The organism is Lapidilactobacillus wuchangensis, assembly GCF_003946645.1.
Classification (GTDB): Bacteria; Bacillota; Bacilli; order Lactobacillales; family Lactobacillaceae; genus Lapidilactobacillus; species Lapidilactobacillus wuchangensis.
The window spans coordinates 46184-64018 of record NZ_RHOU01000011.1 but is presented as its reverse complement, the minus strand read 5'-3'; the positions used below and the strand labels follow the sequence as shown (position 1 = coordinate 64018).

Here is a 17835-nt window from a genome sequence, read left to right as displayed (position 1 = left end):
CGTGGAGGAATCTTGGCATCAGCCAATCGGGTTTTATTTGCGTAGGAACTTGCGAGAAGCAGCCAAATTGTTCTTAGTGGCTGTACTACTTAGGACAAGGCTTGTATTGAGATTGTTGCGTTCCACGCCAAGCAGCCCAGAACAGAGTCAGACGCTGTTTCTTTTTTATCCTGATGTCATAGGCTCAATCCATTAGCCATTATATTGATTCATCAATGCTTCAAAATCGGCTTTTTCTTCAGCCCACTCTTGCAAGGCTGCTGCTGCTCGGTCCATGCTTTGTTCCATCACTGGCCGATCATCTTTGCTAAAAGGTGTTAAAACCCAATCGACCACTTTTGCGCGCTGTGGGTGTTGAATGCCAATTTTGACGCGATTGAATTTTTCTGTACCCAAAGCACTAATAATACTCTTAATCCCATTATGACCACCAGATGCACCATGAGTCCGTAACCGTAATTTGCCTAAAGGCATATCCAAGTCATCCTGAATCACGGCAATTTCTTCTGGTGCAAATTGATAATAACTCGCTAATGGCCCCACTGCCCGACCAGAATCGTTCATAAAAGTTAGTGGTTTGACTAATAAAATTTTCTCGCCATTAATTTTAGTGGTACCAGTTAACGCATTGAATTCACTCTTAGTTAACTCGACGTTCAAAACCTTCGCCACGTGCGCCAAGGTATCAAAACCAACGTTATGTTTGGTGTGTTCATATTTAGCACCGGGATTACCCAAACCAACAATCATTCTCATCATAAATTCCTTCTATCCTATATAAAAGTGCTGATTTAAAAAACAGCCCGATATTTCAAACCTCATAAGTTTAGCAACTTGTTGAAACGCAAAAAGCTGGCGTTCAAACAAACCCCAGGTTAGCACCCAAAATTATAGCATAGCAGCACTTTTTTTGCAGAATTGGCTCATTCAGACTTCATTCAGGTAATTTTTCACGAGACCTGATACACTCATAGTTGGACATCCTTGATTTTTCGGCGAAATCGCCTCAATTGCCGTTAAATTTGTGTTGTCCACAATGAAACAGGGCGTAAAAAGTGTACTAGTTAGAAAAATATTTTTTACTGAAATCGCTTACTAAAGCGCTTTATTTTTCTTTCATGTATTCGAAAGAGCATTACTCCAACGCTGATTGCTTCACTTACTATTTTTTCATAATTGCTAGTAAAATTACTGTTAAACGGTAATTAATGTGTTATACTAACAAAGTAAATATGTTTAGATCAAGGAAGGATGAATATAATGTCAAACGCTAAAGTAAAAGAACGCCAAAAAGTTTTATTGGTCGGCGATGGTGCCGTAGGTTCTAGTTATGCATATGCATTAGTATTACAAGGAATCGCTCAAGAAATCGGAATTGTTGATATTGCTAAAAACAAGACCAAGGGTGATGCGATTGACCTTTCTAACGCACTACCATTTACTTCACCAAAGCAAATTTACTCTGCTGAATATTCAGACGCTAAAGATGCTGATGTTGTTGTAATCACTGCCGGTGCTCCACAAAAACCTGGCGAAACTCGTTTAGACTTAGTTAACAAGAACTTGAAGATTTTGAAGTCAATCGTTGACCCAATCGTTGAATCTGGCTTCGATGGTATCTTCTTAGTTGCTGCTAACCCAGTTGATATCTTAACTTATGCTACTTGGAAACTTTCTGGCTTCCCTAAGAACCGGGTTGTTGGTTCAGGTACTTCATTGGATACTGCTCGTCTTCGTCAATCAGTTGCTGAATTGGTTAACGTTGATGCTCGTTCGGTCCACGCTTACATCATGGGCGAACATGGCGATACAGAATTTGCTGTATGGTCACACGCTAACATCGGTGGTATCAAGATTGCTGAATGGGTTAAACAACATCCAGAAGTCGACGAAAGCAAGTTAGTTGAAATGTTCGAAAACGTTCGTGACGCTGCTTACACAATCATCAACTTGAAGGGCGCTACTTTCTACGGTATCGCTACTGCCTTAGCTCGGATCACTCGTGCTATCTTAGATGATGAAAATGCTGTTTTACCATTATCTGTTTACATGGATGGTCAATATGGCTTGAACGACATTTATATTGGTAGTCCTGCCGTTATCAACCGTGACGGTATCCAAAACATCTTGGAAATTCCTTTGACTGATCATGAATCAGAATCAATGCAAGCTTCTGCTAAACAATTGAAGGAAGTTTTGACTAACGCTTTTGCACAAAATGATATTGAAACTCGTCAATAATCATCGCGCCAAATCTTAGTTTAAATAATTAAATTCATGGGCTGAAATAAAACGTACGCGTTTTGTTTCAGTTCTTTTTTATTTCAGAGTGTGAGGGGTGCCGGGCTTTTGGCGTAGGTCAATTTCAAATAATTGCTTGAGCGGCACCGCCGATCGAGTGATTATTTAAATTGGCCATAGCCATTTGGCACCCCGAACACATTTCAACAAGTTATGAGGAGCGACGGTTAGACTGCGTAGCATGATTTCAATTATTTGCTGGAGCGGTACAACCGATCGAGCAAATAATTAAATTAGGCCTAGCAGTCTGTCGCTCCGAGCACATTTCAACATCATCACCCAAAGTGGGATAGAAGCTCGAACAGGGTCTGACTGAATTCCGCGTTCTTTTCCAGCCCCACAACATACCATCCAAGATTTGACTAAACAATTTTAAAATTTAACCAATCATTCCCCTCAGTTAATTCTTATGACTTACTAAAGGAAAGACAATTTGCTTTGTGAACCTCCTTTTTACTGTTATACTAAGGTTGACTTCTGGCAGATATGAACAACAAGTAGGTGGATACAAAATGAAGAAACGTAGCAAATTGATTTTAACAATAAGTGGCGCCTGTGCTGTCTTGATTCTTGGTGCAGTCTACATTTACCGTGGTGTCTTCTATCAAAGCCACTACTTACCCAACACTCAAGTTGAGAATGTGAATATTGGCAAACTAACCTACCAACAAGCACAAAGCAAGTTAACCAAGAAATTGGTTAATGCGAAGTACCAACTGTACGACAATCAAAAATCGTTAGCGACAATTACTGGTAAAGAATTAGGCTTGTCGCGTAACTCTGGCGGCTACTTGAAGAAAATATTGGCTAATCAGAATAGCTGGTCATTTTCCAACAAGGTCAGCGCTGAAACAACCAGTGATGTAGCAGCAGTTAAAGTTGACCAGGCGGCATTAGATGCTTTCGTCAAGGAAACAGTTGACCAGGCTAATCAAGGCCGCACCGCAACTAGCAATGCTAAAGTTGTCCAAGAATCGGCCAGCTTTAAAATCAAACCTGAAGTTCAAGGGACCCAACTTGATCAAGCGGCTGTTAAAGCAGCTGTTGAAAAAGCCATTGTTAATGGCCAACGCAAAGTTCAAGTTGATCAAGCTTACGTCAAACCAACCGTGACGCAAGATAATAGTAAATTAAAGACTGAAGTGAAGTCTTTAAACGAGGTTGCTAAAACAACCGGCACTTACACCCTTGCTGGTAAGACACTAACAATCACGCCTGAAATGATTACTAGCTGGATCTCTTATCAAGATGGTCAAGTCGTGGTTGATCAAACTGCCCTAACCAATTATCTCAGTGGACTTAATAGTCAATATGCCACTTATAACCGTTCTCGTGAATTCAAATCGACTAAACGTGGCACTGTCACTGTTCCTGCTGGTATTTACGGCTGGAGCATCAACGTCTCTAGTGAGCTACCTAAGTTAACCGCCGCAATTTTAGCTGGTAAAGACTTTACGCGCACACCAACCATTCAAGGCAGTGGTTATTCTAAAGATGGTACCGACATTGGCAATACTTATGTTGAAGTTGATAAAGAGAACCAACACATGTGGGTTTACATCAACGGTGAAGAAAAGATCAGCACCGATATTGTCACTGGTAAGCCTAAGCAAGCTACGCCAAGTGGTGTTTGGTCTGTTTGGGCCAAGGAACGTAATTCAACCTTAAAAGGTAAAAATGATGACGGTTCCGATTACGCTTCGAAAGTTTCTTACTGGATGCCAATCGATACCACTGGTGTTGGGATCCATGATTCGCCATGGCAACCGAAATATGGTGGCGACTGGTACAAAGAACACGGCTCTCATGGCTGTATCAACACCCCACCAGAAACAATGGCTAAGGTTTATGATTTAGTACCAATTGGGACACCTGTGTTAGTCTTTTAGCGATTTGATAATAAAAAACTTGAATTGAGTTATTTTGACTCAATTCAAGCTTTTTTAGTTTCAATAGTTATCTCAAAAATTTAAACCAAACTAGTGACTATCAACCAGGTCATTCATCATCAGCCGTTCTCTTGATTCTTAATGCTCCCGCCAAGTAATCTGCAGCACGCCATCCCCTAGCGGCAACAAACTTACATTTAAGTCGGGGTTCTGGTAAACTGTGGTCAATAATTCATTTAAGCGACGATGAATGCCCTTATTGCGATGACGAATGGTGGCGATATCATCAAAGATGGTCCCGCCTTGGAGGACATCATCAATTAGCAGCACGCCATTTGGAGCTAACAAGCGCAAGGCGTCAGGTAAGAACTTAATATACTGGGCTTTGGCGGCATCCAAGAAAATCATTTCATAGTCGCTTTGTAAGGTCGGCAGAATATCAGCTGCATCACCTTCGATCAGCTCAATTTGGTCTTGATAACCTAATCGTTGCCAATTATCCTTAGCGTGATTGTACATCGTATCAAAACGGTCAATCGTGGTGACCTGAACGTTTTTCGGATCAGCCTCAACAAAGAGTGCTGAGGAAAAGCCAATGGCCGTGCCGACCTCAAGAATTCGCTGTGGGGCTTGCAAGGAAACAAGTTGATACAGATAAGCGGCGGTTTCCCGAGGAATAATTGGCACCCGACGTTCATTGGCCCAGGCTTCAATTTGGGCAAGTGCTGGCGAAATATTCAGTGGTTGTTGGCGCAGGAATTTTTGGACTTTTTCATGGACGACTGGGTGGGACATCATTTCATTACGCATTTTCTAATTTACCTCACAGTTTGTTTTCATCTAAAGATGTAATAATTCTCTAATATATTTTAAAGTTTCGCTATTTATGGTATGATAACAACGATAAGAAAGTCTTTTTAAGGAGGACCACCATGTTAATTAAAAGTTTAGTCTTGAAGAAAGATAAATTAACGACGGTTAAAGAAAACGCGACCTTAGCTGAGGCCTTAAAAATTCTTGAGGATTCCGGCTACCGTTGTGTCCCGATCCTTGACGAAAGCGGTCGGATTTTCCGTGGTAACATTTACAAAATGCATATTTATCGCCACAAGTCACAAGGCGGCGATATGAATCTGCCCGTGACCTTTTTACTGAAAAATGCTACCAAGACAATTGATCTTGATTCCCCATTCTTCAAAGTCTTCTTTAATATCAAAGACTTACCTTATATTGCGGTTTTAGATGAAAATCATAACTTCTATGGTATCTTAACTCATGCGAAATTACTAGGGATGCTGTCAGAAGCTTGGAACTTGGATATCGGTAGTTATGTCTTGACGATTATGTCCACTGGCCAACAAGGCGACTTGCTGGAAATGTCGAAGATTATTTCGAAGTACAGTTCCATCGCCGGTATTTTAACTTTGGATGCCAAGAAGGGAACTTTCGTACGGCGGACTTTAATCACCTTACCTGCCGGCTTGAAGCGGAAGACTTTGGCTGACATTGTTGAACGTTTGGAACGCAAGGAATATCGGGTCGTGGAAATTGACGATCTGCAATCCGGCGAAACCATTCGTAACGAGAAGAACGCTCTTTAATTAAGTCGTAGTTAAATAAACAGGATCGTCGGCACACCTCATCGTGTCCTGACGACCCTGTTTTTTTGATGCACTAATAAAATTACGACGCTTGATAGCGCATCTCCACATGAGGCGTATGATTAAAGATAAACGGTTGTCCTTGACTAACGAAACCGAAATGCTCGTACAAGCTTTTGACTGGCACCTGAGCTTCAATCATAATCGCCCGTTGTGGCCAGTGCTCCTGACAAAAAGCCAAAATTTCAGCAACTAATTTATTGCCCCAGCCGTGACCGCGATAACGAGGATTCACCAGCACCCGCCCGAAAGTCAACTGGTCATCCTGATCAATAAATACCCGGGCATAAGCAATGATGGTGCCATCAATCGGATCAGTAGTAAATAAATGGTAGGCCTGTTGATCATTTTGATCGACTTCCGGATAAATTCGCTGCTGTTCCACCACGAAAGTATCAATTCTTAATTTCAAAATCGCTAATAATTCAAGACTGCTTAACGCCGCAGTTTTCTTAATTTGCCACATAAAACTACCCCACAATAAATAATCAGTTATAATGTAGTTAATTCAGATAATTCGGGAGGCGCGATTTCAATGGTAACAGCTGATACGCAACTATATCGCCTAATTGGTGCAATTGCTCGACAATCGACCACCAGCGTGAATCAACAAGTCAAAGATTTAGGATTAGACAATAATCTTTTCCTTTATTTGATTCGGATTGTTGAAAACGCCGGTATTTCGCAAACTGACCTTGTTAAATTAGTCCGCGTTGACAAAACCACACTGAGTCGCGCTTTAAAACGGCTCGAGGATGACGACTATATTGTCAAAGAGATCGACCCTAAAAACAAGAAGCTCAAACATCTCTTGCCAACTACCAAGGGGCAAGCCACTTATCCCCTGATTGCGCAAATCGAGGCAGATTATATTCACCATGCCTTAACAGAATTAAATCCCACTGAATTAACGACTCTAACTAATTTATTAAATAAAATTTATCAGCAATTGTAATTGCGATAGCACTATTTTACCACCATTTTGTCTTGATGTTGCATTTACAACTAAATTTATTTTTAATTTTTAAATCGTACTTCTTCAACTTGTAAAAATTAAAACGCTAAACAGAATTGCGTCCGACTCCATTGCTGGCTTGCTGGCTGCGGAACGCGGCCGGCATCGATTCGAACCAATTGAAAACCACAATTGTTTCAAATACGAGCCTTTGTCTAATTGCTAAAGCAATAAGACAAATTTGGCTGCCTCTCGCAAGTTCCTACGCAAATAAAAACCGATTGGCTGACAACCACGCTCTCCATTCCGTCTGGAGTTAGGATAGTGCACTTTACTTTTGCTAGCTATCAATGCAATCATAGTTGGCCAGAATATTTAGATTTCAATTATTGTTATATTTGAATAGCGGACAAAAACAGCCTGATTAATAATTTCTCGTTTACCTAGAGAAATTGTTAATCAGGCTTTGTTAGTTCCTACAATCTGTTTTGTCTAAATAGTGATGATCAATGCCGTTAGTTTCATTGAGTGGCTACTGGACAGTTCGTACGGATTTTGCTGGTACTGCCTCGTTATTCGACAAAAAATTGAATGGACCACACTAGCTCAAAACGCAGTGGAGGCCGCCGGGTTGTCAGCCGCCAAATTCTTCTTACTGCTTTAGCAGTTAGAAGAAGACTTGTATTTGAGATTGTTGCGATAGCAATAAGCTCAAATCAATGTCGGCAGCGTTCCACAACCCGCCGGCTGCAACGGAGTTGTCCGCTATTCTGCCTAAAACTAGTTTAGATTCAAATTGCCTACTGCGTTCCACGACCAGCGCCCACACTGGAGTCAAAAGCAATTCAGTTTTTGACGCTTAACAGATTTTAATCTTTGATTAACTACCGATTGATCGAACGGGCCATTTGTTTGAGCGTATGGCGTTGACCGCGAATAGTTTTGCTCATGGCCAGAATATTTTCGACTGGCGCCATGCCGGCTGCACCGGCATCACCAATATGTTGAATATCAACACCACAAATTTTATTCTGCAGGGCGATCTGTTCAATCACACTGGTGCTGGCACTTTCTTGACTGGTACCAATAGTCGACATCACTAAAGCGCCGCTGGCATGAGCTTGTTCAACGATTGCAGTTAACGTAATCGCCGTAAATCCTGGGACTGTGCCCACCGCTGGCACCAGGATAATGTCAGCGCCGGCAGTAATTAAAGCTGCCAATACTTGCTGATCAATAATTGGTTCATTGACACCAGCACTGTGCATTTTCCCAGCAATAATCAAACCGGTGAAATTAGCCCGAACTTCTCGTAAGGTGGCAATAATTGCCGCATTATCAACACCCGTCCCAGGATTGCCCGTCAAACAAATAAAATCAACGCCTAGCTCAGCAGCTTTTTTAACGGTGGCCGCATTCGCCTGCCGTCCTGAATCGATGGCTAACTTATCGGATAGCATCGGTGCTTGCTCGTCAATCGGCTCTAAATTGATGCCAACGGGTCGGCCAATTAAATGTTTCAACTTATGAATCGTTTCGGGATCATCATGAACATTGGCCAAACTATTTTCACCATCATTTAATCCTAAAACAAAGGGATGTTGCACATCAAAATGATTTAACAAAATCAAGTCGGCCCCAAACGCACTAGCAACTTCGGCGTTAGTGATTGTTTCAGCCAATGGTTCATGAACCACGACATTTTCTGACAGAATCGTGCGGCCTTCGTTGGCTTGAATGGCCGCCTTTAATTCGGTCGCTGACATTGCCAGAATTTCAGAAGAGTTGGCGCTAAGTAATCGTTTAACCACAATTAACATCCTTTTCAATTGAACAATTATTAATCTATCTATGTAATCACTAATTTTCAGCCAAACCGACACTAATGGCTAACGCACGATCAACGGCTGCCATTTTATCATCGGTTAGGTGCGAGACTTTCTCCTTAAGTCGCTGTTTATCAATCGTTCGCACTTGTTCCAACAAAATCACCGAGTCGCGTTCGATGCCGTCGTTATCGTGGGTAATGCCCACATGAGTTGGCATTTTTGGCTTGGTAATTTTGGCAGTAATGGCTGCCACGACCACGGTGGGACTATAGTGATTGCCCACATCATTTTGGACGATCAACACCGGCCGCATACCGCCCTGTTCAGAACCAATCACTGGCGATAAATCAGCGAAAAAAATATCGCCGCGCTTAATTGTTTGTTCCATTGCCTCACCTCCAATCAGTTGAGTCAGCTCAACTTAGAAATTAATAAAAGCCACCAAACAATTGTCTGGCGGCTTTTACCATTAAATTAATTATATAACATTTTAGGCGTGACATGGTAGATAGTGTCGTGGAATTCGATTCTTCAAACCACAAGCAATTTCATAATGAATCGTGTGGGCATAATCTGCGACTTCTTGCATGGTAATTTCATCATCACCATCTTTACCAATCAGTGTTACCTTAGTGCCGACTGGCAATTCTTTTGGTAGTAAGACCATCATTTGATCCATACAAACACGACCAACAATTGGGCAACGCTGACCATTAATTAACACGGTCATGCCACTCATCCGGCGTAACCAGCCATCAGCATAACCAATTGGTAAGGTGCCGATCCATTCATCTTTTTTAGCAATATACGTCGCGCCATAACTGACCCCGTCGCCAGCATGAATTTGTTTAACATAAACTAACTCGCTGTATAATGACAAAGCTGGTTTCAATGGATAAGGCTGTTTCAAAGCTGTTCCTGAAGGATTCAAGCCATAAATGGCTACTCCGAAACGAATCATATTCGAAACCAGGTCAGCATGCCACAAGCTAGTTGCTGAATTAGCAACGTGAACATAATGTGGCCGTTCTGGCAGGATAGCAACCATGGCTTTGAACTTAGCGACTTGCTTCTTGAAATAAGTTTCATCAGCTTGATCAGCCGTAGCAAAATGAGTAAAGATACCCTCAAAATCAAATTCTGCTTGCTTTGTTTGTAAATATTCGGCCGTCATTCGTAACGCTTCTGGCTCAGTAAAACCGATCCGGCCCATGCCAGAATCAACGGCTAAATGAACGGCCAATGGTGGCAGGCTTGGGGTTTGATCCAATACTTTAACAGCTTCTTGTAACCAATGTTCATCAGCAACAGTTAACGAAATATTTTGACTAGCAGCAATTGCGGCTTCTTGGAAGCTAGTAATCCCCAGAACTAAAATTGGTTCCACGATTTGAGCGTCCCGCAATACCAAAGCCTCATCAAGGGTTGCGACACAGAAGCCGGTAGCGCCAGCTTTGCGGCAAACTCGGGCAACTGGCAACAAACCGTGACCATAAGCGTCAGCCTTAACTACCGCAAATAAATCTGTCCCTTGTGGCAAACGTTCTTTTTCCTGATGAACATTTTGATAAATTGCTTCCTGATCAATTTCTACATAAGTTGGTCGTAAATATGATGTTTGCATTAGTCTCTACCCTTTTCCTTTTCTTCTAAAATAACTTCAGTCATCACTAAGGTTGCAGTGTGGGAAATCGACACCAACGCTCGTCCCGGATAAGGATGCGCCGTCACCACCGGTTTACCTAACTCGTCATTTAAAACCGTCACGTCTAACAAGCCGACGCGACCTAAGCCAGTCCCATAAGCCTTACTATAAGATTCTTTGGCTGAGAAACGACCAGCTAAAAATTCCCATTGCCGCGGACCAGTTAATTGCTGATAGGCAGCAATTTCTGCCGGCGTTAGTACCTTATCAACAAACCGTGGATTATGTGCCACTGCCTGCCGAATTCGGGCGATTTCAGTTAAATCAATTCCCACACCATAAATCATGACTGACTCCCCTTACGCTGATTTACTCTTAGTTTACACTCTTCTGCGACTAAGAGCGACTAATTACGCCAAGCGAACCAATCGAGGACGCTTAACGTTGAAGTCGTTTTTTATTATAGCATGGCCTTATCATTAATTTAAGTAAACACAGGCTATTTAAAGGTGAATAAAATTCATTTATGAATTTGAAGTTTTAAAAACCAATGAAATTATTAATTGTGACCCGAGTAAATTTATAGATTGCTCCCTAGTCAGCATGGGCAGGGACCCAGCGATTAAAACGTTGTGAGACAAAACAGTGCCAATACTTACCCAATTAGGACGTGGTGGTGGCTGGGCGATTAAGCGGGCGTGGAACGACGTAGCCGTCGATTTGAGCTTTTCTACGAAAATCTCAAATTCGAGGCTTATTGTAAGTGCTAAAGCACCAACAATAATTTCACATCTGACGCCAATCGCCCAGCCACCACTGAAATAAACTATCAGCCCTGATTACCACTGTTTGGAAAACCAGATTGCTGAGAATTAATGGTTTGATTGACAAGTTTTCTGAGGCTGAAGAATTCAATGTACTTCAAGGATTGAGACATTCAATCAAACTATTTTGGTTTTCTGTTCAAACTTAACATCATTCTGACAAAGTTGAGCAACTCTAAAATAGGTGGCCTTAATCACTAACAACAATGAAGTGAACCAACTCAACTCCAGACGGCGTGGAGGGATCTTGGCGTCAGCCGCCAAATTGTTCTTAGTGGCTGGGCCACTTAGAACAAGGCTTGTATTTGAGATTGTTGCAAGGCAATAAGCTCAAATCAACGCCGGCCGCGTTCCACGCCAAGCAGCCCGGAACAGAGTCAAACGCCATTCTGTTTTTAGCTTATTTTACAGAATAGCTTTTGCCTATATCCCCAAAAAAGATAACTCGATGACGAATGACCACAAAAAAAGAAGTTCAACCAGCTTAGTAATCACCAAGTCAGTTAAACTTCTAAATCTTACTTTTAATTTTAAACAAGCAAATCGTTCAGTTGCGATTAGTCGTTATTCTTACGAATCGTAAATTGACGCTTGCCAGAACCTTCATGGCCGCGATTGCCATGGTTGTTGTTACCACGACTATTGCTGCGACTACTACGGCCACTGTTACCACCATCACGACGACCGTGGTCACGATCGCGATCATGACGATAACCACCTTCACGATGATCGCCGCGACCATTGCCGCCACGGTTACCACGATAGCCACCGCCATTACGATGACCGCCGTGGCCATTACCACCACGACTATTACGTGAAGTCTTGCGACTTGGTAATGGTCGTTCTGGGGCAATATGAACGGGAACAGAACTTGGGTCAGTTACCATTGAACGTAACAGAATTGCTGCCAATTCTTCTGGTGAATACTTCTCAAGTAAATCACTAGCAGCGCCTTCAAAACGTGCTAAGTCCTGATTTTCAGCAATGTTAGCAACTTCTTTCAAAGCTGCTTGAACTTGACCATGAAGCGCTTCTTTAGCCGTAGGTGGCTTCAACGGTGTGATGCGCACCCGAGTTAAGTCTTCAATCCCACGTAAGTAACTCGTTTCATTAGGAGCGATAAAGGTTACCGCGACACCGGTAGCACCGGCACGGCCCGTCCGACCGATTCGATGAACATAGCTGTCAGGATCTTGAGGAATATCGTAGTTATAAACATGAGTCACACCACTAATATCAAGGCCACGAGCCGCAACATCAGTCGCCACTAAGAATTGTAATTCGCCATTCTTAAATTGACGTAAGACGCTCATCCGTTTTTGCTGAGTTAAATCACCATGAATACCTTCAGCGTTATAACCACGAGCTTGCAAGCCCTTAGTTAATTCGTCAACACGACGTTTGGTCCGACCGAAGATCAAAGCTAATTTAGGATTTTGAACATCGAACAAACGAGTCATAATATCGAAACGTTCAAATTCCTTAGCCCGAACATAAAATTGATCAATCAAATCAGCAGTTAATTCTTTTGACTTGATTTTAACAATTTGTGGGTCCTTCATGAACCGTTCAGCAATACTCATAATTTGCTTAGGCATTGTTGCTGAGAACAATAACGTTTGATGTTCGTTAGGCACGTGAGTCAAGATACTTTCAATATCTTCGACAAAACCCATGTCTAACATTTCGTCGGCTTCATCAAGCACAACAGTTTTAATGTGATCAAGTTTAACAGTACGGCGGTTAATATGGTCTAATAAACGACCTGGTGTCCCAACCAACACTTGGGGATGGTTCTTTAAATTACGGATCTGACGGCCAATATCTGAGCCACCATAAACAACTTGTGCTTTGATCCGCTTGATACCACCCAACCGTTGAATTTCTTCTTGGGTTTGCATTGCTAATTCACGAGTTGGTGAAATAACTAATGCTTGGATATCTGGTTCGTCTAAGTCAACTTTTTGGGCAATTGGTAAACCAAAAGCGGCGGTTTTACCAGTACCTGTTTGAGCTTGGCCTAAGACATCATCGCCAGCCAAAACTAATGGAATAGTTTGGGCTTGGATTGGTGTTGCTTCGTCAAAACCAGCACGCTCAACACTTTTGAGTAATGCGGGTTCAAGATTTAATTCTGAAAATTTCAAGAAAGGTCCTCCTCTGTATTGAAAAAAACAATCACAACACAGCAGACAATTTCTCAACAAATGAATCTACTTACATATCTGTTTGCAATCACTTTTTTCTTCAACGCTACTTATAGAGCGTTCTTAATATACTAACATTTTACCGTGAAAACCACAAGTAAAATACTTCAATGCATTTTCTGAAAACGTACGCAAGATTGTCGCATCAAATTTTCGAAAATGGATTATTTTTTTATTAAGGCGGTTTATTTCAAATAATCATTTTCATTTTAGACGGTCCCCGAACTGGTCGCTAACTCAACTGCTTACGTCCAAAACCCGGTGATGGTGTTGAGACGGAATTGAGTCTGACTTCATTGCGGGCTTGCTGGTTGTGGAACGCGGCCGGCATCGATTTGAACCAATTAAAGACCAAATTGTTTCAAATACGAGCCTTTGTCTAATTGCTAAAGCAATAAGACAAATTTGGCGGCTGACAACCACGCCCTCCATTCCGTCTGGAGTTAATGTAATGTACTTCAATTTGATTAGATCTTTAGGCAATTCCAGCAGGACTAATCAACTAAACTCAAATTGTTATCGCAATTAAACAGTAGTATTCAAAAAGCCTATTTGACAGTTTCTGGCCTTAATTCCAGAAAGATTGTCAAACAGACTTATTAGTTTACTTCAATCTGATTTTTCATTAGTGGTGATCAGTTCTGCTAGTTTCATCAGCTGGCTGCCTTCTATGCCCACTTGTATTGCCTTGATATCAAGCAAATCTAAAGTGGACTTGCCTAGCTCAAAACGCAGTGGAGGCCGCCGGGTTGTCAGTCGTCAAATTCTTCTTGCCGCTTTAGCGGTTAGAAGAAGGCTTGTATTTGAGATTGTTGCATAGCAATAAGCTCAAATCAACGCCGGCAACGTTCCACAACCCGCCGGCCGCAACGGAGTTGTCCGCCGTTCTGCCCGAAACTAGTTCCGTTTCAAATCGACGGCCACAGCGTTCCACGCCCATTCAATCGCCCAGCAACCACCTTTCAAATTGAGGAAGACTTTGCACCGTTAGCACCGTTTTAAAATCGAACTATTGCAAAGCAGCTAATACTTGATTTAACTTCATGCCATTACTAGCTTTCAGTAAAACAGTATCGCCAAAATGAACATTATCTTTCAACGCAGCAATTAATTCAGGTTGCTGCCCTTGCGGATAGTAGTGTAATTGGGCAGCGGGATAAACTTTCGCCAAGCGTTCCTGCAATGAGGCAATCAAATCACCGTACAAATAAACTTCTTGAATTTGTTGGGGATTGATCTCACTTGCTAAATCAGCATGCAATTCAGGTGCGCGCTCACCTAATTCCAACATATCACCTAAGACGATGATATGCCGGCCGTCAGTGGGTACCTTAACGAAACTGCGTAACACTTCTTTAGTAGCGGTTGGATTAGCATTGTAGACATCACTGAGAATCATTTCGCCGGCATCGCCTTTAAGCCATTGAGTGCGATTTTCGGTTGGTTGAAAATGAGCCAAGGCTTGGGCCATTTTCTCTGGATGGACATGATAATGCCGACCGACCAATAAAGCAGCCATGGCATTCATCACATTGAACTCGCCTAACATCGGCACCGTAAAAGTCACATCTGGCCAACGATTCACCTGAAACTCGCTATGATCCTTGGTTAATTCAACCTTTTCTGGATAAAGGTAGTTACTGTGGGCTAACCCGAAAGTCCGGGGTCCAAAGTCAGCCGCCCGCGAAGTTAACAATGGTTCATCACCATTAATAATCAGCAGCCCATCTTCTTTTAATCCGCTCGTAATTTCCATTTTCGCATCGGCAATTTTATCGCGGGTCCCAAAGAATTCAATATGGGCTTCGCCAATCATGGTAATCACGGCCACGTCAGGCTCAACTAGATTACTTAAGAAAGTTAATTGACCAGGACGGTCCATACCCATTTCCACGACTAAAACTTCAGTATTGGTTTCCATGGCTAGAATCGTTAGTGGCACGCCAATCTCATTGTTGAAATTCGCGATTGTTTTGGTCACATTGTGTTGGGTGGCTAAAATGGCCGCCGTCATATCCTTAGTCGTGGTTTTACCATTGCTACCAGTAATTGCCACGACTTTAGGATTGACCTTCATTAAGTAATATTTCGCCAAACATTGCATTGCCGTCAACACATCGTCAACTTCAATCACAATAATATCACTTGGTTGATTAGGATGACCTGTTTGCCAAAAAGTGGCTACTGCCCCAGCAGCTTTCGCATTCTCGACAAAGTCATGGCCGTCGCGTTGGTCCTTCAGCGGCGCAAATAAACTATTGGCCTGGGCCTTGCGACTATCAATGGCAATGCTTGTCACGACTGTCTCTTGATATTGTGTTGCTTGTTGTTCTGGAATTACTGCACCAATTGCCTGCGCAATTTCAGATAATGTCATTTTCATTTAAACTAGGAACCTCACAATTAAATACCCATATTTCAAATCAGCGATAACTAAATATTACAAATTCGCAGCAATCTGATGTTTGACTTGATAACGTTCTAAGCCTAATTGAATTAACTGATCAATTAATTCTGGATAGCTAACACCACTAGCTTGCCACAAATAAGGATACATCGAAAATTCAGTAAAACCAGGCATTGTTTGAATTTCGTTCATATAAACTTGACCATCTTCAGCCAAGAAGAAATCAGCCCGCGTTAAACCAGCACCACCAACGGCATTAAAAGCCGTGACCGCATATTTTTGAACAGCAGCTAATTGTACGCCGTTAATAGCAGCCGGAATAATTAATTTAGTTGAACCATCAACAAATTTAGATTCATAATCGTAGAAATCTTGTTTCTTACCAATTTCACCAGCAATCGATGCTTTAGGATGATTATTACCTAAAATACCAACAGCCAATTCTCGAGCCTTATGCACGGCAAATTCCACGATAACCCGATCATCATACTTAAAAGCGGCCTCAATATCAGCAGTTAACTCGGCCTTATTTAAACACTTGCTAACGCCAATACTTGAACCGGCATTTGCTGGCTTAACGTAAACAGGAAAACCAAGCTTTTCAGCTACTTGATCAACAATTGCTTGTTTATCAGCGGCCTTTTCAAAGTGGTTAGCCAAAACTGGGACATATGGCACTTGCGGAATCCCAAATTCATCGAAAATAATTTTGGACATAATTTTGTCCATAGCCACAGCTGAAGCCCGAATTTCTGAACCAACATATGGTACATTCAACACTTCAAGCAAACCTTGAATCGTGCCATCTTCTCCGAAAGTACCATGAATCATTGGGAAAACAACGGCATCATTCTCATTAGTAATTTCATCAAAATCAAATTTTGTGCCTAAAGATAAGGCTGGTGCTGCTTGCCATTCAGCATGATCAGCAACTTCAAGTTTCAAGTTAATTTCATCAGCAACTGGCGCAGTTAATGGCGCGCCCTTAATAAATTCTGCTTGATGCGTAATATAAACTGGAATGACTTGATACTTCTGATAATCAATCGCCCCTAAAGCAGAACGAGTACTCATCACAGTGACATCATGTTCAACTGTACGTCCACCATACATGAGGTAAAGTTTCATAAATTGTTGACCTCCTAAAAATCATCCTAAACATAGGCACAGCAAACTGTCCAAATCCTGACATTAGCTCTATTTTACCCTTTTAGCCAACAATAGCCAATAGGCAGAGTGTGAGGGGTGCCGGGTAGACTGCGTAGCGTAATTTCGATTATTTGATTGAGCTGGTGTAACAAGATCGAGCAAATAATCAAATTAGGCATAGCAGTCTGGCACCCCGAACACGTTTTAGCAGAGTGTGAGGTTCTGCGGGTAGCTGGCGTAGCATAACTTCAATTATTTTGATGAGCGGTGTAACCGATCATTGAAATAATTAAGTTAGGCATAGCCAGCTGCAGCCCCGAACACATTTCAACCAGGAAGTTCACAGCAAGCTTAGCCTGATGTTTTTAATATCATCGTTGCAATACTTAAAACCTGTGATCATCAAGTAATAGTCACTGCCAAGTGGCTCACAATGATCACGCAGTAAATTCACCTCGCAATAATTGATTTAGAAATGACAGTCTTGAAACTATAAAAATACTCTAAATTAAGTTTTTTTTCAAGTAACTACAGCATATTTTGCTTAAATCGTCATTAAAAAAGCCCAATAAAAAAACTAGGCTCTCGGTAAAATACCAAGAACCTAGTTTTAAACAAATGAAAGTTTGGCTTACTTGTTCAAACCATACTTCTTGTTGAAACGATCGACACGACCATCGGCCTGAGTAAACTTTTGCTTACCAGTGTAGAATGGATGTGAATCAGAAGAAATTTCAACACGAACTAATGGCAAAGTCTCGCCTTCAAATTCGATTGTTTCTTTAGAGTTTTTAGTTGAACCAGAAACAAACTTGAAGCCTGTTGCTGAGTCCATGAAAACTACTTTGTGATAATCTGGATGAATACCGTTTTTCATAATTTCTTACTCCTTTTCCCTAATGTATTTGCTACACTAGAGTCCAATTTACGTAGATAACCTGACAATAAATAATATTAGCATGAACCTA

18 protein-coding genes are annotated in these 17835 nt (G+C 41.7%); 6 read left to right on the top strand and 12 right to left on the bottom strand.

Features of this window, described 5'->3' with window-relative positions:
• The first annotated feature begins 1 nt into the window (after position 1).
• Positions 2-196, top strand: coding sequence for a hypothetical protein (locus tag EKM82_RS11560; protein ID WP_164508205.1), 195 nt, complete (start codon positions 2-4; stop codon positions 194-196).
• On the opposite strand, the gene pth is transcribed toward EKM82_RS11560, so the two are convergent.
• Complete coding sequence (pth, locus tag EKM82_RS09115) at positions 193-756, bottom strand: aminoacyl-tRNA hydrolase (protein WP_125768343.1); 564 nt, start codon at positions 754-756, stop codon at positions 193-195. The two genes, EKM82_RS11560 and pth, sit on opposite strands and share 4 nt — an antisense overlap.
• Positions 757-1260: 504 nt before the next feature.
• On the opposite strand from pth, the gene EKM82_RS09110 reads away from it, so the two are divergent.
• Together EKM82_RS09110 and EKM82_RS09105 are read left to right on the top strand one after the other, a co-directional pair.
• Positions 1261-2241, top strand: a complete 981-nt coding sequence (locus EKM82_RS09110; protein ID WP_125646601.1) for an L-lactate dehydrogenase — start codon at positions 1261-1263, stop codon at positions 2239-2241.
• 572 nt (positions 2242-2813) lie between these two features.
• Entirely contained in the window at positions 2814-4190 is a 1377-nt protein-coding gene (locus EKM82_RS09105; protein WP_125768302.1) for a L,D-transpeptidase family protein, read from the top strand.
• A 138-nt stretch (positions 4191-4328) separates the two neighbouring features.
• On the opposite strand, the gene EKM82_RS09100 is transcribed toward EKM82_RS09105, so the two are convergent.
• The gene (locus tag EKM82_RS09100; protein WP_125768299.1) at positions 4329-5000 is read right to left on the bottom strand and encodes an O-methyltransferase; all 672 of its coding nucleotides are present in this window, start codon (positions 4998-5000) and stop codon (positions 4329-4331) included.
• 122 nt (positions 5001-5122) lie between these two features.
• Here EKM82_RS09100 and cbpA point away from each other — a divergent pair, with 122 nt between their 5' ends.
• On the top strand, positions 5123-5791 hold the full coding sequence (gene cbpA, locus EKM82_RS09095; protein WP_125768292.1) for a cyclic di-AMP binding protein CbpA: 669 nt from the start codon (positions 5123-5125) through the stop codon (positions 5789-5791).
• Positions 5792-5873: 82 nt separating this feature from the next.
• Here cbpA and EKM82_RS09090 read toward each other — a convergent pair whose 3' ends face one another.
• Positions 5874-6317, bottom strand: coding sequence for a GNAT family N-acetyltransferase (locus tag EKM82_RS09090; RefSeq protein WP_125768289.1), 444 nt, complete (start codon positions 6315-6317; stop codon positions 5874-5876).
• Positions 6318-6386: 69 nt separating this feature from the next.
• On the opposite strand from EKM82_RS09090, the gene EKM82_RS09085 reads away from it, so the two are divergent.
• The gene (locus EKM82_RS09085) at positions 6387-6806 is read left to right on the top strand and encodes a MarR family winged helix-turn-helix transcriptional regulator (protein ID WP_125768286.1); all 420 of its coding nucleotides are present in this window, start codon (positions 6387-6389) and stop codon (positions 6804-6806) included.
• An 884-nt stretch (positions 6807-7690) separates the two neighbouring features.
• On the opposite strand, the gene EKM82_RS09080 is transcribed toward EKM82_RS09085, so the two are convergent.
• From EKM82_RS09080 to EKM82_RS11555, 6 genes are all read right to left on the bottom strand, one after another.
• Entirely contained in the window at positions 7691-8617 is a 927-nt protein-coding gene (locus EKM82_RS09080; RefSeq protein ID WP_125768283.1) for a DUF7916 family protein, read from the bottom strand.
• Between the two features lie 49 nt (positions 8618-8666).
• Complete coding sequence (locus tag EKM82_RS09075; RefSeq protein WP_125768280.1) at positions 8667-9023, bottom strand: type II toxin-antitoxin system PemK/MazF family toxin; 357 nt, start codon at positions 9021-9023, stop codon at positions 8667-8669.
• Between the two features lie 102 nt (positions 9024-9125).
• On the bottom strand, positions 9126-10259 hold the full coding sequence (gene alr / locus EKM82_RS09070; protein ID WP_125768277.1) for an alanine racemase: 1134 nt from the start codon (positions 10257-10259) through the stop codon (positions 9126-9128).
• Complete coding sequence (gene acpS, locus EKM82_RS09065; RefSeq protein WP_125768274.1) at positions 10259-10627, bottom strand: holo-ACP synthase; 369 nt, start codon at positions 10625-10627, stop codon at positions 10259-10261. The genes alr and acpS overlap by 1 nt, the downstream gene beginning before the upstream one ends.
• Positions 10628-11661: 1034 nt before the next feature.
• Positions 11662-13251 carry a DEAD/DEAH box helicase gene (locus EKM82_RS09060; protein WP_125768271.1) on the bottom strand — a complete coding sequence of 530 codons (1590 nt, stop codon included), beginning with the start codon at positions 13249-13251 and terminating at the stop codon, positions 11662-11664.
• Between the two features lie 297 nt (positions 13252-13548).
• The gene (locus EKM82_RS11555) at positions 13549-13743 is read right to left on the bottom strand and encodes a hypothetical protein (protein ID WP_164508204.1); all 195 of its coding nucleotides are present in this window, start codon (positions 13741-13743) and stop codon (positions 13549-13551) included.
• A gap of 151 nt (positions 13744-13894) precedes the next feature.
• Here EKM82_RS11555 and EKM82_RS11550 point away from each other — a divergent pair, with 151 nt between their 5' ends.
• The gene (locus tag EKM82_RS11550; protein WP_164508203.1) at positions 13895-14131 is read left to right on the top strand and encodes a hypothetical protein; all 237 of its coding nucleotides are present in this window, start codon (positions 13895-13897) and stop codon (positions 14129-14131) included.
• A gap of 189 nt (positions 14132-14320) precedes the next feature.
• Here the strand turns inward: EKM82_RS11550 and EKM82_RS09055 are convergent, their stop codons facing one another.
• From EKM82_RS09055 to EKM82_RS09045, 3 genes are all read right to left on the bottom strand, one after another.
• The gene (locus tag EKM82_RS09055; protein WP_125768268.1) at positions 14321-15694 is read right to left on the bottom strand and encodes a UDP-N-acetylmuramoyl-tripeptide--D-alanyl-D-alanine ligase; all 1374 of its coding nucleotides are present in this window, start codon (positions 15692-15694) and stop codon (positions 14321-14323) included.
• A 57-nt stretch (positions 15695-15751) separates the two neighbouring features.
• Positions 15752-16846 carry a D-alanine--D-alanine ligase family protein gene (locus tag EKM82_RS09050; protein ID WP_125768265.1) on the bottom strand — a complete coding sequence of 365 codons (1095 nt, stop codon included), beginning with the start codon at positions 16844-16846 and terminating at the stop codon, positions 15752-15754.
• 652 nt (positions 16847-17498) lie between these two features.
• Positions 17499-17744: a type B 50S ribosomal protein L31 gene (locus EKM82_RS09045; RefSeq protein WP_125768262.1), complete on the bottom strand. Its 246-nt coding sequence runs from the start codon at positions 17742-17744 to the stop codon at positions 17499-17501.
• Positions 17745-17835: the final 91 nt, after the last annotated feature.